Below are 21,102 nucleotides of genomic sequence, written 5' to 3'. Positions count from 1 at the left end.
CACTATCAGCATAATTATTTTTTGTTCGCTAATTTATTATTCAAAACGTATCCGTATGAACTATTATATTCGTAGTTTCAGATACATCTTGAAATGATGGTAAGGAGGGCAACTCTATGAATCCAGAAGATCATATCCAACACATGTTGCAGGCGATCATTGAACAAACACAAACCATCATAAACGACACTCATAAACAATCCTTCGGTTCTCTGGAATATTTCCTGGGACATATTTTAGAGTATCGCGATGAAAAGTATTACCTGACAGACGAGTGGCATATCCGTACACCGCGCTGGCTAGGGGAGTATGGAAATACGCCAGAGGAAGGAGAGTTTCTTTCAGACATTTACCGACTGCAAGCGTATATCGCTGAGAAATTAAAGGGCGGATAAGCGGCTGGTGATGTCGCATTAGTCCAGCTCAAATGTCGCAAAAGTACATGGTAACGCGATGAGGAGATCGTTTATACTCTCTTTATGTTTCGATAATGAAAATCATTATCATTAAATACATAAGGGGGGATTCATCATGAAACAAGGAATTGGCTTCTTCGTACGAGTCGGACCAAGGCCCGGTGATATGCCATATGCGAGGTGAACATCAAGTGACTGAATCACCACAGCGTATCGCCGTGCTGGATGTTCAATATGCCGATCATTTGCTCGCGCTTGGATTGTCTCCAGCAGGAAGTGTAGGATCGGGAGGTGCGGTGGTCAATTTCCCTCAATATATCAGAGCAGGACTTCAGGGTACCGAATTACTCGGGACGTATGAGTACCCTAATCTGCTTGTGGTGGAACAATTATTACCGGATCTGATTATCTGCACTGAGGTGCATGATCAGCATCATGAACGGTTAAGTCGAATCGCTCCAGTGATTATATTCAAGCGTAATGAGAGCTGGCAGACCATCCTGAGTCTGTTCGGTGAACTGACTGGCAAGCGGGCAGAGGCCAAGCGAATACTTGCGGATTATCATCGACGTACTGCTTTGCTGTCCGAAGAACTGGCTCCGGTACTGGCAGGTAAGAGTGTGGCACTGATCCGTCCGCTGGATTCTCTCGTTCGGGTTCACTCTGCTGCTCATCGTACAGGTGCTGTGCTGTACCGTGATCTGGGTCTGCCTGTTCCATTATTTGTGGCGGACACTTCCGACACGGCCTATCATATCTCGGTTGATAGACTACCGGCAGTACAGGCCAGTCACTATTTTTTGCTTAGTAACGAAATGATGCAGGAGGGCATATCCGCGACAGAACAACGTGTCTGGGGGATGTTAGATACAGATGAGCGACAGCAAATATACTCGGTAGATGCCGCGACATGGATCGGTTGTTATGGGCCAACAGGTATTAATGGGATTGTGGATCAGATCGAGCAGAAGTTGTTGGGATGAGGGGGAGTTCTGCTGTAACTCCCTCTATTTTTGTATATTCAGAATTCATCGAATTAGTGGATAACTTCTTTAAACAGAGGTTTATCATATCTTAAGAACACAATCATTCTATTATGTAGATCGCATTTGTTTCTTCATTTTATTGTTGCAAGGAACGTTGACAGAAGTAATTGACGAAAGATACAATCCATATATTCCCTATAGTTTCAAAAGCGTTTATATCGATTGATCGTTTTAAAAATATACTTCAACTCTCTATTTGGAATTTGGTTTCTTGGATATTCCTTCAGGGAGCGATAGTGTCTTAATACTTAGAGGATCGTATTGCACGAAAACAAATACCTTCTTTTTCTTATCGCCTTCAATGTAGCCGTGGAGGCCTAACGACTTGCTTAGATCGGGAGGAGAGAATCTATACTCCGTAAAACGAACGGTTTCACCGTACTTTTCGAGAATATAATTTGCAGCGAACTTCTCGGCGGAGGATACAATCATCTTTTCCTCTTCGGAGGCACATGCTCCAAGCAAGAGAGATGAGATAATTAAGATTACAAAAAGGAAGAAAGGTTTTCTCAAAAGGGACACCTCTACTTTCATAGACTGGTATTAATATACTATAAAGATTGAATTATCACTAGTTTACATAATCATATTGAAATGTTCAATTCAGGAGGTACTTATGCGGAACGATTACATTAGCGATGAGTTGTATAAGGAAATATCTGACTTAGCCTACCAGAAAAACGTTACTGCAGGAACATCACTTACGGAGGAGGGGGATTATGCACAATGGAAGGTCATTGAACCGGAAGGTGCCAAGCTCCACAATAAAGTGTCGGGTTTCGATTCCGTCATCCTCCACAACAATCAGACGAATCAGATTGTCATCGGTTACCGCGGAACGGAGCCAGATGGGAGCTGGCTTGGGAGAGCAGCCGATTACGAAACAGATGTGTTCGATGTTTTAGGTGGACGTACCAGAGAACTGGAGGATGCCGTAACTGACCCAAATCATCATAACATTTTCAAGAAAAGTTTTATTCAATCCATTAAGGACGATATCGATTGGGAGAACAACCAATTTCATCAGGCGGAAGTGCTTTATGAACAAGTCAAATCAAAATATCCTGACGCAAGTATCTCTCTTACGGGACATTCGCTTGGAGGTGGTTTAGCGCAATATGTGGCAGCGCGACAGGATTTGTCGGCCATGACATACAGTGCTCCGAGTGTAACCAATCTGCTGGACGATGCAAGCTTGGCGAAAGTGAATGAGGGTTATTATGATAAAAAAGTGGTGAACATCGTTCAGCCAAACGATTCAGTAGGTGCAGGAGGACTTTTTGAATATGACAGACATGTTGGCAGCACGTACTACAAAGGCCAGGATTTTGACTCGGCCAATGCGATGTACCAAAACTGGAGGCTGCAATTCCAGCTCATGGTGCCGATTCGTCCGATGGGGCCCAGCGGCCCGTTAGTCACATACAATTTCCCAATTGATATCGATCTGGACAAGTTTCAGGTCGGTAATATTGTTCGATTGATGGACTCGTTTTCCAAAAAAGAAGGCAAGGGATATCACTCGATGAACCAGTATCAGTTTGATGAACAGGGTAACTTGGTCGGTCCACTTATCGATCGCGCAACAGGAAAACAAATTGACATCTCACCACGCTGGAATGCTTATCAGGAATCACGGATGGCTTTGTCAAACCTCGTTGGCGGGTTGGTGGCCCCCTTGATTGCGGCTGCATCCAATGGAAAGTCAGGTCAAGGTGGTGGCACAATCCGACTAACGCCGGAGGAATTGGCACAGGCAGCCAAGGAAATGCGCTTTAGTCTGAGCGGGTTTTCCAGTGATGCACAAGCTTCCATCCGAATGTTCGAGGCTTATACTTCCACAAGTGAAAGCCATTCCTTCACGTCAATCGCTTACGAAGCTACGGCGACACTGGAACGAATTAACCGTTGGTATCAGGAATCCATCAGCGAGATTGCCGAGTACATTGAACGCAAGCACGAAGATTTCATTCAGGCAGACCAGTTCATTAACGGGAGGAGGTAAGTGACATGGCGAGAATATCGGTATTTTTATCCGATCTGAGAAGAGCCGTTCATCAATGCGAGCAGTTGCAAGAGCGCTTAATGCAGCAGGAGCAGAAGATGCGTTCAATACATAGTAGACTGGAGCAAGATTGGGCAGGAAATGCTGCCACAACGCTAGGATTCAAGATGCAATCATTTCTAGAGGGGACATCCAGCCGAATGGATGAATTGGAGGCGCATAAAGAAGCATTGCGACGATACATCCACAGGATGGAGGAAGCTGACCGTGAGGACTTCAGAGACCGGAGGGAGCACAGCATGCTGAGCTGAGATATCCGAACAGTGGTATGCAGATTCTGCTGCAACAAAGATCGGCACAGGGTTGTAATGAAGAAAGCCTGAATGTCAATCCACGAATTTATGACACTCTCCACGAATTTATGACACTCAGATGATGTTGCGGATCGATCACAATGCTAGTGTGGGCGTTTGCTCCTTCGCATAGCGTCGGTACCTTGCCTTAGATATAGCGGTGGTAGTTGTTGAAGCTATTGATGTGTTAAGTCGTAATGAGAAGGAACAGATCCTTTCTTAAAATTAAAAAAACAAAAGAAACCGTTTCGTAGTAAATGGAAGTGAGAGCAACCATATACCAAAGGAGACGGTTTCTTTGTACATTTTACATACTCAAGTGAGGATACATTGGACTAGGTTGGGTGTTATGAATACAGGAATGATATATGAAGTAAAGGTATATGTTAAAATGATAGAAAGTTGAACAAATACGAATAACAGGAGGTATAACACATGAAATGGCAAGAGGTTAGAGAACTGTTCTCTGACCAATTTGTTCTGGTTTCTATCATTCATTATCATGAGGAAGATAACAAAAAAATTGTAGATGAAGTTGCACCAATTCGTACTGTATCAGAAAAAGATGCGAATAAAGAATTTTTTCGAGTAGAGCCTGGTAACTTTGTATATCATACTTCGAATCAAGACTTTGTGATTCATCTCCGTAAAGATCCATTAATGAGAGTGAGACGTAATACGAATGAAAATTAACTATGATGGACAAGGCTTCAATCATGTTGTTATAGGAAAACTGGAGATGGGTGGTAGACAGTCCTATGAACGAAAAAGCTAAAGGCAAATTAAAAAAGCAATTTCTATTCATCGTTCTATTTATTTTTATAATCGTAATTCAAGTAACTACCAATAACTTAGCATATCATCCTCCTGCATGGACAACTGCGTTATCAATTTTTTGCTTTATTGTATTTTGTATACTTGGCTGTGTAACATACCTTGATCTCAAGAAACAAGAGCAGTTCAACACAATTGGACAAATAGTTGATGTGAATAATAACATCGTAATAGTCAAAGGATTGGGAAGAGGTAATACCAAGATTAAAATAGAAATAACGAGATTAAAATATTCAAAAATGATAACGAAAATAGTATATAAAGAACAAGAGATAGATCCTTGATCAAGTCATTGAAGAGTGTGGTACTTATAAATAAAAATAGAGGATATATCTTGATGTCCGTCTGAGGTAGAGGGAAAGAAGGTAAATGAAAAACATAAATTCTCATAATTGCAACCTAAATATAAGGTATGATCTGCCTGATGAGGTATGGGATAAAGTTTCTAAAGTGTATGAGAGTATGCCAGGGTGGATCGGTTATAAAAGTGGAATTCCATATTGGTTTGGGTCTGAAGAGGATGATGTTTTTATTGAAGCATCCGTTGAGCCTAGTGGATTAGCATTTTATGCACAGATGAATAATGATGATTGGACTTCTTGGATAGAAACGTTCAAATTGGAAGCGTCAAAAATAGGTTTTGATGTTGGTGAACCTGAAGATGGATATATGTGATGAATGAAGGATATTTATAAGAAAGAATAATGTGAGTAAAGTCGTTCGTTCCAATGGATTATTTTATAGGTATGGTGATCCGGATGCTAACAACGCAGGAAAAATCACATTACATATCGTTTCTGAGGAGAAGAATTCGAAGGCTGGACAAAAGAATATATAAGATACAGAAGAGCAGCATTAACACCAAAATGGACCGATGAGATCATCACGCCCAAATTAATAGGAAAAATGCTCCGACCTCTCTCCTGAATGGAGTGTAATTGCATTTGAGAATAACCTTGATTCATGCGGACTCTTTTGAAAACGCATACGTGAGAACAAGAGTATGTAATTAACATTTAAAATAAAAGGAGAGAAGCTAATGCAGATGAATCGTGGATATCACACTGTAAACAAAGTAATCGCTTGTGTTTTGTCATTCATATTTATCATTATGGCAATAGCAGTACCTGCCCTCGCTGATGAGAAACAGGTTGAGACTACACCATCCAGGATTCCTATATCCAAGTTAGAGGAAACGATTGATACTTATGTTGCCTCGTATGAGAAGTATACCGCTGCCGTTTCGGTTGTGGCTATTAAAGATGGCGAAACCATTGTGAATAAGGCATATGGTTACGCAGATATTGAGAATCAGCGAAAGGCGGATACCTCTACGGTTTTTGAATGGGCTTCAATCTCGAAACTGTTGGTCTATACGAGTGTGATGCAGCTTGTCGAACAAGGAAAGCTTGATTTGGATACGGATATCCAAGAATATCTGCCAGAGGGATTTTTCAAAAAGCTGAAATACGATGATCCAATTACCCTATTGAACCTGATGCATCACAATGCGGGTTGGGAAGATCAAACAGCGTCCGAAGTGTATTATTACGACGAGATTGAAAATGTTGATTTAGGAGAAACGTTGCGTAAAAACGAGCCGAAACAGATATACAAACCGAATAGCGTCGTTGGTTATTCAAACTATAGCGTTGGATTAGCCGGTTACATCGTGGAATTGGTAAGTGGGCAACCTTATTATGAATATGTTAATCAACATATTTTTGAACCTCTTCATATGAACGACACTACGGTTCATCCAACGGGGCAAGATCGTCCGGACATCGTGCAAAGAAGGAATGAGATTGAGGGGTATACGAAAGATTTGAAACGGATCCCTGAGAACAGAGTATACGTAACGTTTTATCCTACAGGGGCAGCGATCGGGACAGCAGAAGATTTAGGGAAATTCCTTGCAGCGCTGATGCCTGTTGATGATAGCCATGTATTATTTGCGAAGAGGGATACGTTAGACGAAATGTTGTCAACAAGTCTATATTATGACGAGACTTCGATTCCTCGGTTTGCGCATGGATTCGTTGAGATGGAATACGGGGTATCTACGCTGTTGCATGAAGGGAATTTAAAAGGATTTTCAAGCAAAGTTGTCTTTGATCCAGTATCCAAATTTGGAATGGTGGTCATGACAAACATTGCGTTCGAGGAGATTTATTATTATGGACTTATTAGCAAAATCTTCGGTAATAGTACATATGTTAATTCAGTCACTTCTGAAGGAGGATATTTTCAATCCGCACGACGGCCAGCCGCTAGATTTACTGATTTATTCAGGCAGCTTGATATAACCAAATTTTCAAAAGCTGAGTTAAGTAGTCTTTATAATGTTGTCGAGCATAATGGCGTTGTTGAGAAAATTTCCTACACTCCTTACATGGATTACCTACCTGTATCGAATTTGAAGGTGAACTTGATTGTAATATCTTTTATTCCTGTTGCGCTAGCCATCGTTTTCAGTTTAAGTGTGTTGATCGGCTATTTAATCCGGATGCTTCTTTACAAACGAAATAAACGGGGAAATCCTCCAAACCATTTTGATAAATATTGTCTTGCCATTAATTTCGCAGGTGCGGTACTTCCTCTTAACCTTTTAATCATACACACGAGACTTCCAAGTTATCCCGCTTATTCTTCGCTACGGATCAATTTAATGTTTAATTTACTTTATGTGGTTCTAGCAGTGGCATATCTTGGCTTGCTTATTTACAGACTGCGGAAGAACAATTACAGCAAAAAACAAAAGATGATGTACATCATGTCTGGCATCTCGGCTTTCATCTTGGCTGCTTTTGTTTTGGGATGGCATTTGTATGTTTAGAACGGTAAACGAGAATATAGATGTTTCAAGTATTACAAAGGCTCGGAGGATTACCTAAATGAAGTGATATTAAGTAGGGCCAATTATAAAAAACGTAAAGACAGCAGTTCCTATGGGGGGGCTGCTGTCTTGGTTTTAGTTCGCTCTTTGGCTAGTTTTTTCATGAACAATCTTCTGGTCGACATCTTACTGAGCGGAACGTGCAGGAGGTTTTTGAAGAAGTAAGACGACATGCAGGAATTGTAGAAAAGGTAATTATTCATGCTCTGAGACACTCCTTCGTCCTCATTTACTGGAAAACGGGACCAATCTACGATACTTTCAGGAGCTACTCGGTCATGCGAGTGCACTAACAACTCAGCGATATATGCATTGATAGTACGAAAAATATTAAGCGTATTAAAAGCCCACTGAATCGTATGGACATGGGGGATTGAGCATCCTAATAATTCTCCCTTTTTCACCAAATTTTTCTTCGCAAATATATCCGTATAGGTTATCATATACGTAGTTCAGATATCTGGCAGGATGTGTGGTATTTACGAAGTACATAGATTAGATGTTAGATGAAATTGCCGAAATGAAGGGATACTAATTCTATGGGAAACACAATAGTTTTGAAAAGAAATAGAGAAAATATTCAACCACTCTCAATGACTAATACTTTAACAGCAGTGTTCTTAGAAGTAATAGTGATAAGTGGTTCTATGACAGCAAAAACAAATCGTGAAAAAGAACTTATTATATGGTTGGCTCAGCGAGATCAGGAAGTTGTTGGAATAGGAACAGTAGGTTTTGATATCGATGAACTACCATGGGCAACGGAAAACTTTATAGAAGAGAAAGAGTTCCTAATAGAAGCATTAGATAATGCAATATGTGGGCAAGTTTGGAGCAAGTTGAGTTATGAGCCTAATAAAGAAATGGTCATTACGTGTTTAGAACATTTCAAAAAAATGATTATAGCATTTGAAGTAAATGATGTAGATGAGCAACAGTATTTAGAATGGATAGAAGACAATGATCAAGATGAGACACCAACAATACCAGTAGGTTATCCAAAATGCGACAAACATAATATTCTATTGTCATGTCACGGATGCTTGATATGTAATAATGAATATTGAGAATGGTATATCAAGAAGCCGGCAACATCATCTAACATCATATCCACGCTTCGGATCCTGACGGCTCCTCGGTCCGCCCGTAGGGGAATAGCAGGGAAGCAGAATCAGGCGGACACATCCGCACCGACTAACCGCATCGCGGCCGGCTCCTGACGGAGCCTTAAGTCGGTGGGACGTCGTGGATACAGTAACGTTATAAGAAATCCTCAAAGTATTTATAACAAGGGCTTAAAGGAGGTGGTAATCTTGTTATTACCGCACTATGGTATTGATCAAGAAGTGTTTGAAGTTCCGATAATGATTGAAAAAGCACTTAATCAATTAAGAAGTCGTGGCTATATTATTCACAATAACTGTCGATTTGAAGAATATAAAAAAAGAACTTTCAAGGATTATATTATTGCTATAACTTCTAAGGACTACAAAGCAATAAATGAAAACTATAAAAATTTATTAGAAGGCTATAAAGACTATTGGGAATTGATAACGATTGCAAACTCAAATAGTGTTTTATCATGTACAGATAATGCAGTTCGCGATGAAATTCAATTGATGTTTAAAGGGAGTATCATTGAAAATAATAAGAACACTGCACCATGGAATTACCAATTTCAATATTATCTAAGTTCAATATTCGAAAGATCCGGTCTGGAAGTCGAGCTTGAGGAACCAGATTTTACGTTTAATTTCAAGGGGAAGAAATATTCAGTAGCAGCTAAAAGATTAAATAGGCGAGGAAGCATTGAAAGCAATATTAAAGAAGCAGAAGCACAGATAAAAAAGACTGATCATTACGGATTTATTGCACTTTCACTTGATAAAATTTATAAAAATATGAATACAGTAGAAACGTTCAATCACGCAGATAAGTCAGTGAGAGCCGCCACTGAATTAATACGAGTAATTATCAAAGAGCAGTTAAATCAGAAATATTTTAGCGACCGATCTAGTCAAGTGCTTGGAATAATTGCACATATAGGATTTCCTTTTTTGCTGAAATCAGATAAACCCTTATTCGAATTAGGTTATGCAGCATACACTATGTTTTTACCAATGGGGGAGCCGGATTCTTCAGAGTGGAATGAAGTCATTGAAATAAATAATGCTCTTCATAGATTTAATATAAGAACGATTTGATTGCTGAGCATGGGAGTGGAGGACATCTTATAACATAATATTCACGCTGCGGGCATATGCCCTTGGTCCGGCATTCGCCGGACACCCAACATGTGTCGGATCGTGAATACAACAACGTTATCAGAAATAAGTAAAAAATATAAAAAGGGGAAAATAACTTGACTCAGAGTAGAGAAGAGATATTAATGGTATTAGCCCAGAATTATTATGAATTCTTATGTTCTTTACCCTTCGAGAATAAATTATATATGATTGGTATAAATGAAGGGAAAAATAAATTTTTGACAATATTACATATCCACTTATTAAAAAAAAATATATCGATGAAGCCAGCAGATAAACACTTTACTACTGATTACATTTCATCATTAGCTTTAAAAGTTCTCAAATCTGGAAAAAGGTCAGGATTGCGCTATGAACACTTGGTTCCGAAACAAAAATATATTCAAAAACCATGTGAAGATCTAGCAAAGGAAAATAGATTAACAATTGAATTCATTTACGACCAGTTAGAGAAATACCTTTGGACAGCTACCATTACTGAACAAGAAGAGAAGTTACTGACAAGAACTAATATGCCAAAAGAATGGGATAATATTGATATAAAAGCGAGATATTATGCAGTAGGAATTGAATTAATAGAACATCAAAGAGATTTTCATTTGTAACTCAATGATGGAACTCACTTCTGATAACATAATATTCACGCTGCGGCCGTTCGGCCCTGGGTCTGCCATAGATAACTCGGGGGAAGCGGATGCATGCAGACAACCCCTACGGGGTTCATGAATACAGGAAAGTTATCGGAAATTCTCGAAAAGACACAATAGTGGAGGTATATTACAAGATGTATTACATGCAAAGGAATGGAAAGATAAACCTTGAAAGTATTAAAATTAGCTTTAAAGATTTTCGTGTGTTTTTTGGTGAAGTTTATTTCTATTTTTATAATAAAGGATATTTTCAACTTGCTTTTGAGGGAGACAAACATAAGCCGTGTCTTATGGAACCCAGTCCGTCAGGATATTTTTTCTTACATACTGGAAACAACAAAGTTTATCCTATATATGAGTACTATCAAAGGTATGACCAAGAAACTTTATTTACTGTTATTGAGATATTACATAAGTATATTAGAATACGTGATGATTTTGAGGTTTATTGGAAAGAAGAGGCTCAAATAGAATTTAGAATACAAATAAATAAGTTTCTTCGGTTTTTGGATGATGGTTATGAATTGAATGATAAAGGATGGATTATTAATACCACAACAATGGCTTTAAATGATCTACTGAATAAGGATTTACCTATTGAAACAAGCGATGAAATAACCGAACAGATTGAAACGGCAATAAAAATGTTCTTTCATTACACAACAAATAACGAACAAAAGAAGAAGGCTATAAATATATTAGCAGATGTTTTAGAGCCAATAAGAGATCAGATGTTGACACTAACCTCTAAAGAACATGACAAAATGATATTTGGTATAGTGAATAACTATAAAATTAGGCACAATAATGATAAACAAATGGATGATTATGACAAAGATGTTTGGTATGAATGGATGTTTCATTATTATTTATCCACTATACATGCTGTATTAAAATTAACTAAATGAGGAAAGAAAATGTGAGAAAGTTCGAATATGTCGATAACATCCGATCACACCTTATCTACGCTGCGGAACTTTTGGCCCTTGGTTCGCAAGAAGTGTAAGCGGAGAAGTGGAGTCAGCTGACAACCTTGCGAGGCTAAGTCCGTCGGACCCGGTCGCTTTGCTCCCTTAAGCCTCTCGGGTTCGTAGATACAGGAACGTTATCTGAAATATCTGAAACAAGGAGGAAGATTATGAATCTTTTTTATTCAGAACTAGATAAAGAAAAATTGCACAAAAACTTTTTGGCTATCCGTGAAGATTCATATATTAAGAAAGTATTAAATGATTGGGCTCAAGGATTTGTAGACAGGGATAATAAATTTGTTACAGAATTTCAAACAACATTCAATTCAAGTTTTTGGGAATTGTATTTATTTGCTTGCTTTAAGGAATTAAAGTTAGATGTCGATTTTAGTAATCAATCCCCTGATTTTTTTGTTGAAGGAGAAAACAATAAAGAATTCTTAGTTGAGGCAGTGATTGCAAGTAATCCTAAGGACGGACTTCCCGAATGGGAAAGAGAAAATGTACTTCATGATATAGAATTGTTTGACAAGTACACAGAGTACAGTAATATCGTTGAGCTTGCAACTATCCGATTAATGCAGGCTTTGACATTTAAGTTTAATAAGTTTATTGATGACTACTCCCAAAAAGATTATTGTAAGAATAAACCTTTTGTTATTGCAGTAGCTCCTTTTGAGCAACCATTCTTTTTTACTCAGAATACCAATGCGATAAGAAGATTGCTCTATACATTCGATATACCTGATTACGAAGACATAGATGGAGAAAGATTTGTCTATGGTAATAAAAAAGTAAAAGCGGTTATCAAACCAAATGGAACAAAACTACCATTAGGACTGTTTTTGGATCCTAAATATGAAGGCATTAGTGCTGTTATGTTTAGTAATACTGCCACTTCCGGAAAGGCAAGAGTTCTAAGCGAAGATGACAGACTTATTTTGATTGCTTTTGAGAAGTATAACGATTATGGTCTTGATAAAATTAAAGGTGTCGAAGAGAAAAATATTTATAGAGAATCTTTAATAGAAGGAATTAATATATTTCATAATCCCTATGCAAAACATCCTCTAGAAATCGAGGAACTGCAGCATCCTGATATTGTGCATCATTATTACGATCCTGAAGAAGAGGAGTTCTATACAAAAATCAAACATGAAGCTTTGTTCCACAGATTAGTTTACACCGTTAGGAATAGCCATTTATTAACTAAGAGAGATAGGGAAAAATATAAAAAAGACATTATAAACAAGATTTTCAAAAATACTTCCGAGTAATTTCAAGAAGACAGATACATTCAGATAACAATATATTCACGCTTCGGGGCTTATGCCCCTTGGTCGTCCGATGTATAATCATGGAAGATAACTCGGACGACACACGAGCCGGCCTGAGATATGCTATCTAAGGTCGGCTCGCGTCGTGAATACAGGAACGTTATGTGCAATTACCGCAAAAGAAAAACTGAAAATAATGATTAATATTCAATTGGAGGATAGAAAATGAGAAAAATTGAAGAGAACTACACCCTACTCGTTAATAATATTAAGTATAAAGCGAATAATTTCGGTACTGAACTAGATTCTATTTTAGATGTTATACCCTATGAAGTTGAAATTGATTTTGAAAGCAGAACGGTATTAAATACTTATTTTAAAGCTGAAACTGAAGCGGAATTGAAAGAATTTGAAGGTTACTTTTTTTCATTTGTAGAGATGTTAAACAGATCCTTAATAGAAGAATATTCTAATGTATATTCATTTATTGAAACTAGTGCGAAGATTATTATTGATGAGATGAATAAAGAACAAGAATACAAAAGATATAAAAGAGACACCAGATTTGTGGGGAAGTCTGAACTTTTTAAGATGATTAGATTTATTGACGATAATATTTTCAAATTTAATACCTATGATTACATAACTATCGATTTTATTGATGACCATATAAGAAAATTTAGAAATAACGATCAACATAATCCGTACGAAAGTTTAGGAAACGTGATAACAAAAGCAATTTTAAAAGATAACAAAAATGTTGATAGTAAACTTAGAGCTGTCTTTTCCGGCTATGCAGAAAATATTAATTCTTTATATGAAGTAGCAGAAAATTACAAATCGATATTATTGAAAATACTTTCTGATAAAGTATAAAAATTTGAGAAGTAACTCACAGAAGGCGGTAACATCACATAACAACATGTTCCCACTGCGGGGCTTAAGTCGGTGAGGCGTCGGGAACACAACAACGTTAGTTGAAAGATAAGTGAAATTCATTCTTAAGAGAGAGGTTATTTACATGGGAGTGGCTTATACATTAAATTGCAAACAGTGCTCTTACAATCAAAATGTTTCTTTAGGAATTGGTTTTAACTACATAGATTTGAAAAATATTTTGGAATGGTATGAACAAGAAGAAGGGCGGCAACAAATCTTAAAATATATGAATGAAGAAGATACAAGTTTTGAATGTTATGACGGGCTTTATGTTTGTCAACAATGTGGATACTTATTAAATTGTACATTTCTGCATATAACATCAAAAGATTATTCTTATACAAATAACTTTGAGTGTCCATGTTGTCATATGCAAATGCCTAAAAAGCCTTTGCTAGATGAAATAGAAGAGAATTTTCTAAAGTGTCCTGACTGTAAGGACGAAGAATTAAAAATACAAGCATATTTGGACTGGGATTAAATACTTTTGTGTCAATCATAAAAGAGCCTATTGAACATTTGGAGAGCAACTCAACGAAGACTTATCCATCATCTAACATCATATTCACGCTGCGGGCATATGCCCTTGATCCGGCATTCGCCGGATACCCGACATACGTCGGGTCGTGAATACAGTGAATGTTATATGAAATAGCATTGAATTATATAATTTAGGAGAGTTGAAAAATGGAAGTAACAGGAACTGTTAAAACAAAAGCTATCTACTCTGATGCCAATAGAAACTACAGATATTATTTAGAAAAGAGTGCCGTAGAGAAAGCTAAACAAGGTGAGAAAATCGCAACAATTATTATGTTGAATCCTAGTTATGCCGATGAATACAAACTAGATTTATCTATAATGAAAGTATTTAATATGCTCCTTAAAGAAGGCTATACGACTTTAAAAGTGGTCAATTTATTCGCTTTTGTAGCTACTAAACATTCGGCTCTTGTTAGTACCGTAGCTAGTACTGGGGGGGAGAATGATAAGTGGATTAAAAAGGCAATTACAAACATTGATTTATTAATAATTGCATGGGGATCTAATGAAGACCAATATAAAAGAAGAAAATATCAAGTAAATAAAATTATTAATAGTATGAATATAAAAGAAAAGCCAAAGCAAATAAAGTGCTTTATTGACAAACAAAAACGTAAAGGTAGACATCCAAGTAGATTAGGTGAATTGGAACTTATTAATTATCCATAGAAGCATGCTACCTCATATAACATAATATTTACGCTACGGACAAACGCCCTTGGTCCGGCATTCGCCGGACACTCGACATGCGTCGAGTCGCGAATACAGGAACGTTATAAGAAATAGCAGGAAGATAAAAGAAAAGGAAGGATAGAGCATGAAGAACATAAACATCTCTTATATTGCTTTAGTAGTTTCACTAGCCGGTCTGCTAGTTTCTTTTATTAATGTTAACAGACAGAAGAAAGCTGCATATAAGAATGAAACAGAAAAATTTAAAAGAGATTTAAGATTAAAAGCTAATGATGAATTTATCGAATTGCTTTTTCAATTTCTAGAGAATACAAAAGAAAATCGAACACTTAGTATTCCATTTGATGATAGATATCTAAATAGTGATATAAAAACAAGAATAAGTGAATTTGATGAGAGGTTTTGGAAGATCACAAAAACTTGGGTCGAGTGTCACAGTGCACTAGAGATTTTTTATTTAAAACGTATTGTTGTAATAAAACAGTATAGTGATATGTACACAAAAATTAGACAATCAGGAATTAAACTTGATCAGGCTTTATGGGAATTGAAAAGTGAATACATTGGAACAGAGGACATAATACTTATAAGAGATAAAATAAACACATACCAGTTAAGGGCTGAAGAATTTATAAGTCTTTTAGAGGAAAGTATACAAAAGTTGCAAAAGGATTTTTTAGGGCATTTATTTGAATAGGTTATATCGGAGAAAGCTGATTCATCTTATAAAAAAATTTCTGATTATTTTAAGCGTGTCTAATTGGATTAAACTCGTTCTTCATTCGCTTGGTTGGTTTCCCCAGACACCCAGTATATGCTGGGGCGCGATAACAGAGACGCTGGATGAGATTAGAATTCTAAGCTATGTTAAGAGGTGATAGTTTTGATAAATATAGAATTAGATTATTTTGCTATCAAATGTGCTAATGGGCACCTAAATGAATGTACAAATGATGTATGTAAGGAATGTAATATATCACTTGAGGATCAACGACAATCTGATGATCCGTATGTAGAATCTCGCAAATTGTTATTGGACAATGTAGTATCATACATTGAAAATAGCGAATTGGAATATAAAGATCTAAAAAAAGCTATTAGAAAGGGTATAAGAACTAAGAATTGCTATGAGAATGAAATGGAGAAAGTTTCGGAGTATATTAGTATATTAAGTAACGAATTAAGGTTTGACATTTTCTACTCAATAAATATGACACAGGAGGGTATTAAGTTAGTTGAAACTAATCAAATTATTAATGACATAAACACATTTTTGATTAAATTATATGTTCTATTAGGTGAGGTCACTTTATTTGAGCCTACTAAAGTTTTTAGAAATATTCACAAAAGGCTTCTTCTTACGGTTATTGCTTATAAGGAATCCGTCGTTGAACTAATCATGTCAACTATTGCATTGAACATTGAACATGCTATGAAATTGAAAGACATTTCACAAGTGAAGTTGGATAATTCAGCGCAAGAATTAAAAATACTTTCAAATATATTTGGTGCTCGCAATATCGAAAATGTAACTGATTTGTTTCAGAATGGTGAATTAAACCACTCTGCTATATTAGGAATGGTATGGCAAACCTCCAATGAAGGAACGATTGAAGAGAAAATTAGTGATGTGTGCGAGCAAACAAGTTACTATTTTCGATCAATTTTATCTAGAGATAAAGAACACTACTCAAATGATGATTTATTAAAACTATCTATCTACAAGTATGTTGGTACTATAGCCTTTGATGATGAAAGTTTCTTTAGGAAGGTAAGTATTGCATACAAAACCTATGAGAAAGCTTTTGAAAAGAATAATAGCTTAGTTTGTGAGTTTCTTAGCCGATACACTGCAAAATACAAGTATATGTTTAAAAAGTTAAGTGACCTTTCAATAGCAATTGGATTTGTTTTTGGTCATAATCCTTCTGGTGATGTTCTTATGACAAATGGACTGAAGTGGTATAAAGATCTATGCGAGGGGATATATCGTGATTCCATGATTTTTTTGTTATTAGCAAGTTGCGTAGATAGGGAAAAGAGTTTTGATATCGATGAATTAATTGAATGGACAGGATTTGGTGATATTTGTGGTCAGTTTGCATCACTAACAAATTATAAGCTTAATTACTTTGTTGAAGGTGTAGATAGTATCATACGTCATTCTGAAGCGCATGTAGATTATGATATAGATATAGACAATCAAAGGGTAATACTTAGGAATAGACAAAAGAAAACCAAAACTATCTCCACTAAAGAGTATAGTTTTGATAAATTCTTCAACCAAATCAATCTACTATCTGAGACAGTGTATTCTTCGATTGCAGCATTTACGGTTTTTCTAATTAACAATAAGTATCGAATTGATAATGTAGATTCCTATTTAGCAGAAGATGAAGTGACAAACAAATCACTTGGAGCATACGCTGTATTAGGCTTATTTGGTATCGTAATAGACCAAGAGAGTGAAAATGACAGCGTAATGGAATTATCTGGTGTGTATATTGGAGAAGTTGAACAGTTCTCGTTCGAGTCGATTCTAGCGGTTTTTGCGCCATTAGTTCAGGCAAAACCTCATTTAACCAATGTTAAACTTGAATTGAGAGATCAAGAAGATGAAAAATTTGGGCATATTAAAGTCAGAACGGACTATATTCTAAACTCAATGAATGAAAACGGAATCAAAAAAAATTGTTGGGTATTACTGTCTATGTACACTACTGAAATTCAAAGCAGATATGAGCCTTATCAAGTAGAGAAGAAGAACGATGATAAATTCTTATTCGGTATTTTTCAGTTCATATTTCCTATCTTGGAAGAAATTAATAGTGAGAAAAAAAGAATTATTCGAACTGGGAAAGTTTATACTGCTGGATTTGTAGAAGCAATTGATCAAATAAAATATGTTGAAATGATTACAGGTGAATACTTGGAGTATTCGAGTGAACCAAGGTTATTTCGTCATGTAATTCAAATTCTCAAAAATATTTATACCGCTATAAATATAATTATAGAGCACGATTCTAACCCCAGTATTAACTTAGATATAGAATTCAAGAAAATATCGAATGAAATGATGAATGTAGCACACACTACTGAATACTTATCAGGAAAAATAAGTGAAATGGAACTTTTTTTTAATTATTCAGAAGAAGGTAAGAAATTGTACAAGAACGTTACGCTTAATTCACCTTGCCCTTGTGGAAGCGGGAAAAAATACAAAAAGTGTTGTAAGAATCATAAACTAACGAGTCAGAACACCACATAACACGGCATTATCCGATGAAATAGTTTCTTGAGCAAGGACATGTTTCTCTTTTTTCGCTGAGGCTTTAAAAAGAAGTAACGCCATGATGGCCTCAGAGAAATGAAATTAGGTGATGGAAAAAAACATGATGTGTTGAAGGCTTATGCTGAGGCTGAAGATCTTAAGGATTACTTAATACTTCATAACCAAAAAGTTCAGACCAACAATGGAGAATATCAAATAGATATTATGGCTAAAGTCATGGCCTTATCTGTAAGTTTTAAAGCTATTATCGAATGCGAGCGTTATACAAGACCTGTAGAACGTGAAAAATCGTGGTTTTAGCGGATAAGGTACGAAGTTTTGACACCGAAGGTTTATATCGGTGTTTTTTCATTTTTAATTCGAATTCCGCATTATAGAAATCACAGTTTATCTTACAATTAGGATTAGACGAAAGTATTAGTATACAACATTGGGTATAGATAATCGCATTAAAAATGGCTGCTCACGTCTAGTCTTAACAAGACATGGCGTAGTTTAGACCCATCAGAGAGGTGGATGTATGAGCCGGTTGCTTGACTTATTGGAAGAGGAACGGCGCAAGCTTAATCAGCTTGGAGAGGCATCCTTGAAGCAAGCGATTCCGTTGTGGGACAATCCGGAGGTTCAGGAACAGAGCCGGAGGGTGGATGAACTGGTGGCACGAGTGAGTGAAATGAAGGCGAGACATAGCCGAGTTGTACGATGATGAGTGAGGTACATATTAATGCATAGGGGAGGAGAAGCAATGAATTTTCCACCGTGGTTGGAACAAGCGATTCAGGCGAGGCTAGATGAAGTATCTGCCCGAATCGAGCATGACCCAGAATTGAGTCGTGTACGTGAGGAAAAGGACGAAGCGTTCGAAGGATTGTTTGCTGGCAAGGATATCGAGGAAACACCTGAATATGCTGAGTGGGAGAGCCGATACATTCTCAGTAAAGGAATAGAGAATGAGCGGTTGTATATGCAAGGGCTGAGGGATGGGGTTCAGCTCACAGTATCCTTACTGGACCAGTCGATGCTGGAGGAGAGCAATACAAAGGCTCATCAACCCTCTAACGCGAACCCGTAAGACAGGGGAGCGACCTCAATCTCTACCTAAAAAAACAGCCGAAGCGTGTAACTATCGCTTCGGCTGTTTTTATAATCTCTACTTTTCCAAAATCCAAATCTTACTTCGCACTTACCGATTTAAACCAGTCATTCACTTCTTGCGTGATCTGATCACCGCCATTGGATTTCCAGTTGGCGACAAATTGGTCAAAGGCATCAACCGGCAGTTGGCCGTAGATGATTTTGTTGAAGGTTTCCATCTCAGACTGGCGGAGCAGGTTCCATTTGGAGACCATGGTTGGCGTTGCAGCGCCAGTAAAGTAGTTTTGTTTACGGATGTCGATCTGAGACATAACGACTTTACCTGCATACCAGTTTTCCGGTTTACGGAATTCGGCCATTTGTTTCTCGTAAGGTGTTTCAGGCTTCTCGCCGTTGGCCAGCTTCACGAGTGTTTTCATGTACAGATCCGGGATACGTGCTGGACCGGTCAGGAACGGGAATTCGTTGGAGAAGTCTTTGATCTTCTCTTTGTCACTGGTCGGTTGTCCGTCAATGATATCCCAGTCGTAACCTTTGGCGAAGCCGTATTCATACTCACTGCCCGCAGCCGGGTTAGCCAGGTTATCGAGCAAGTAGTTGTAGTACAGGAAGATGGCTTCTGGATGCTTCGCATCCTTGTTGATCATGATACTTGCGTTGACACCAGAGTTCTGCCACTTCGTACCGATCTTGCCGTCTGGGCCAGCTGGAACAGGGTAAGCTTTATATTTTGAGCCAGGTACGTTCTTCAGCAGGTCAGGTGCAGGCCAGTCGGGTACCCAGTTTGCGCCAGGCAGAATGCCTGCTTGGCCCTTCGTCCAGCTTTCAGCAGATTTACCTTCGTCCCACAGGGCGGAGTCGGCGTGGATATAACCTTTGTTCATCCATTCAGCCAGCTTGGCAAGTGCTTGTTTCGCACCCGGGTTAACGGAGCCGTACTCCAGATTGCCGTTTGCGTCTTTGTTCCATTGCTCCTCGATTGTGCCGTATGCCCCGAACAACCAGTCGAGTTGGCCCATCCAGGTGTTGGTGTTATTTTTCAGCGAGATCGCCAGCGGGAATACTTTGTCTGGAGACAGACCGTCCGGGTTCTCGTTTTTGAATTTGTCCATGATGTTCTCAAGGTCTGCGATGGTTTTGGGAGCTTCCAGGTTCAGCTTCTCCATCCAATCCTCGCGGAGCCAGAGCAGCGTATCGTCGTTATCGGTGTACTCCATGATCGGCATGTTGTATTTCTTGCCGTCCTTGGTGAACGGATACCATAGCTCAGGATGTGCTGCTGCGTGATCTTTCAGGGTCTGGCTTGCGTACTTGTCGAACAACTCATCGATCGCGATGAATTGACCGGAGTCGATCAACTGATTGGTCAATACCGCATTGGTGGGTACGGTTACAAAATCAGGCAACTTCTCGCCAGAGGCGATAGCCAGTTGAAGCTTTTGTCTGTATTGATCGTCATTGGCCGGATACCAGGTATCTTTATGCTTCATACCCAGCGTTTCCAGCATCCAGCGATCGTGAACGTTATTTTCTTTGGTATCCCCTTGCACGTATTTCTTCGGCATCAATACCGAACTGAATTCGATGGGTGGGTCGTATTTTCCTTTAGCAAAAGCAGCTTCTGCTTCAGCTGAACCGACGGTCGCCGGTGTATCATCTTTGGTACCATTGTCACTGGCTGTATCGCCACTGCCGCACGCAGTGATCGTGATGAGCGCGATAACCATGAGCAGTGACCACCATGTTTTGAATTTGATCATTGTTCAATCCCCCTACGATGTATGATCTTTACAAGTGTAACTGTACCAATTTGGACGGGAGGGCA

Annotated in this window: 23 protein-coding genes; 21 read left to right on the top strand and 2 right to left on the bottom strand. The window is 38.0% G+C overall.

The annotated features are described in order from the left end of the window. The first annotated feature begins 116 nt into the window (after positions 1-116). Entirely contained in the window at positions 117-395 is a 279-nt protein-coding gene (locus tag Q0V21_RS28695) for a hypothetical protein (protein WP_301881771.1), read from the top strand. Positions 396-607: 212 nt separating this feature from the next. Beyond that, a complete protein-coding gene (locus Q0V21_RS28690) occupies positions 608-1,399 on the top strand; it encodes an ABC transporter substrate-binding protein (RefSeq protein ID WP_301881770.1) in 792 nt (263 codons plus the stop codon). A 255-nt stretch (positions 1,400-1,654) separates the two neighbouring features. On the opposite strand, the gene Q0V21_RS28685 is transcribed toward Q0V21_RS28690, so the two are convergent. Next, positions 1,655-1,975 (bottom strand): hypothetical protein, encoded by a 321-nt coding sequence (locus Q0V21_RS28685; protein ID WP_301881769.1) that lies wholly within the window; start codon positions 1,973-1,975, stop codon positions 1,655-1,657. A 103-nt stretch (positions 1,976-2,078) separates the two neighbouring features. Here Q0V21_RS28685 and Q0V21_RS28680 point away from each other — a divergent pair, with 103 nt between their 5' ends. From Q0V21_RS28680 to Q0V21_RS28590, 19 genes are all read left to right on the top strand, one after another. Beyond that, the gene (locus Q0V21_RS28680) at positions 2,079-3,467 is read left to right on the top strand and encodes a Tle-like phospholipase domain-containing protein (protein WP_301881768.1); all 1,389 of its coding nucleotides are present in this window, start codon (positions 2,079-2,081) and stop codon (positions 3,465-3,467) included. Positions 3,468-3,472: 5 nt separating this feature from the next. Next, complete coding sequence (locus Q0V21_RS28675) at positions 3,473-3,778, top strand: WXG100 family type VII secretion target (protein ID WP_301881767.1); 306 nt, start codon at positions 3,473-3,475, stop codon at positions 3,776-3,778. A gap of 477 nt (positions 3,779-4,255) precedes the next feature. Continuing rightward, positions 4,256-4,513 (top strand): hypothetical protein, encoded by a 258-nt coding sequence (locus tag Q0V21_RS28670; RefSeq protein ID WP_301881766.1) that lies wholly within the window; start codon positions 4,256-4,258, stop codon positions 4,511-4,513. A 65-nt stretch (positions 4,514-4,578) separates the two neighbouring features. Beyond that, positions 4,579-4,938 carry a hypothetical protein gene (locus Q0V21_RS28665; protein WP_301881765.1) on the top strand — a complete coding sequence of 120 codons (360 nt, stop codon included), beginning with the start codon at positions 4,579-4,581 and terminating at the stop codon, positions 4,936-4,938. 85 nt (positions 4,939-5,023) lie between these two features. After that, a complete protein-coding gene (locus Q0V21_RS28660; protein WP_301245163.1) occupies positions 5,024-5,329 on the top strand; it encodes a hypothetical protein in 306 nt (101 codons plus the stop codon). A gap of 364 nt (positions 5,330-5,693) precedes the next feature. Beyond that, entirely contained in the window at positions 5,694-7,490 is a 1,797-nt protein-coding gene (locus Q0V21_RS28655) for a serine hydrolase domain-containing protein (protein WP_301881764.1), read from the top strand. Between the two features lie 599 nt (positions 7,491-8,089). Next, complete coding sequence (locus Q0V21_RS28650; protein WP_301881763.1) at positions 8,090-8,617, top strand: hypothetical protein; 528 nt, start codon at positions 8,090-8,092, stop codon at positions 8,615-8,617. 246 nt (positions 8,618-8,863) lie between these two features. Then, positions 8,864-9,754, top strand: a complete 891-nt coding sequence (locus tag Q0V21_RS28645; RefSeq protein WP_301881762.1) for a hypothetical protein — start codon at positions 8,864-8,866, stop codon at positions 9,752-9,754. 158 nt (positions 9,755-9,912) lie between these two features. Beyond that, entirely contained in the window at positions 9,913-10,422 is a 510-nt protein-coding gene (locus Q0V21_RS28640) for a hypothetical protein (protein ID WP_301881761.1), read from the top strand. Positions 10,423-10,601: 179 nt separating this feature from the next. Further along, complete coding sequence (locus Q0V21_RS28635; RefSeq protein ID WP_301881760.1) at positions 10,602-11,375, top strand: hypothetical protein; 774 nt, start codon at positions 10,602-10,604, stop codon at positions 11,373-11,375. A 230-nt stretch (positions 11,376-11,605) separates the two neighbouring features. Continuing rightward, positions 11,606-12,715, top strand: coding sequence for a hypothetical protein (locus Q0V21_RS28630; protein WP_301881759.1), 1,110 nt, complete (start codon positions 11,606-11,608; stop codon positions 12,713-12,715). Positions 12,716-12,940: 225 nt separating this feature from the next. Continuing rightward, positions 12,941-13,591 carry a hypothetical protein gene (locus Q0V21_RS28625; protein ID WP_301881758.1) on the top strand — a complete coding sequence of 217 codons (651 nt, stop codon included), beginning with the start codon at positions 12,941-12,943 and terminating at the stop codon, positions 13,589-13,591. A gap of 145 nt (positions 13,592-13,736) precedes the next feature. Then, entirely contained in the window at positions 13,737-14,135 is a 399-nt protein-coding gene (locus tag Q0V21_RS28620) for a P-loop NTPase family protein (protein WP_301881757.1), read from the top strand. Positions 14,136-14,341: 206 nt separating this feature from the next. Beyond that, positions 14,342-14,866 (top strand): DUF1643 domain-containing protein, encoded by a 525-nt coding sequence (locus Q0V21_RS28615; RefSeq protein ID WP_301881756.1) that lies wholly within the window; start codon positions 14,342-14,344, stop codon positions 14,864-14,866. A 148-nt stretch (positions 14,867-15,014) separates the two neighbouring features. Further along, positions 15,015-15,587, top strand: coding sequence for a hypothetical protein (locus Q0V21_RS28610; RefSeq protein ID WP_301881755.1), 573 nt, complete (start codon positions 15,015-15,017; stop codon positions 15,585-15,587). Positions 15,588-15,773: 186 nt separating this feature from the next. Beyond that, positions 15,774-18,158 carry an SEC-C metal-binding domain-containing protein gene (locus tag Q0V21_RS28605; protein WP_301881754.1) on the top strand — a complete coding sequence of 795 codons (2,385 nt, stop codon included), beginning with the start codon at positions 15,774-15,776 and terminating at the stop codon, positions 18,156-18,158. A 99-nt stretch (positions 18,159-18,257) separates the two neighbouring features. Further along, entirely contained in the window at positions 18,258-18,482 is a 225-nt protein-coding gene (locus tag Q0V21_RS28600; protein WP_301881753.1) for a hypothetical protein, read from the top strand. 220 nt (positions 18,483-18,702) lie between these two features. After that, the gene (locus Q0V21_RS28595) at positions 18,703-18,888 is read left to right on the top strand and encodes an aspartyl-phosphate phosphatase Spo0E family protein (RefSeq protein WP_301881752.1); all 186 of its coding nucleotides are present in this window, start codon (positions 18,703-18,705) and stop codon (positions 18,886-18,888) included. A 39-nt stretch (positions 18,889-18,927) separates the two neighbouring features. Further along, complete coding sequence (locus Q0V21_RS28590) at positions 18,928-19,254, top strand: hypothetical protein (protein WP_301881751.1); 327 nt, start codon at positions 18,928-18,930, stop codon at positions 19,252-19,254. A gap of 100 nt (positions 19,255-19,354) precedes the next feature. Here Q0V21_RS28590 and Q0V21_RS28585 read toward each other — a convergent pair whose 3' ends face one another. Continuing rightward, on the bottom strand, positions 19,355-21,037 hold the full coding sequence (locus Q0V21_RS28585; protein WP_301881750.1) for a type 2 periplasmic-binding domain-containing protein: 1,683 nt from the start codon (positions 21,035-21,037) through the stop codon (positions 19,355-19,357). Between the last annotated feature and the right edge of the window lie 65 nt (positions 21,038-21,102).

Origin of the sequence: Paenibacillus sp. 11B, from assembly GCF_030487755.1 — a bacterium.
Classification (GTDB): domain Bacteria; phylum Bacillota; class Bacilli; order Paenibacillales; family Paenibacillaceae; genus Paenibacillus; species Paenibacillus vandeheii.
The sequence above is the reverse complement of the archived record's forward strand: the minus strand, read 5'-3'. Positions and strand labels throughout refer to the sequence as shown.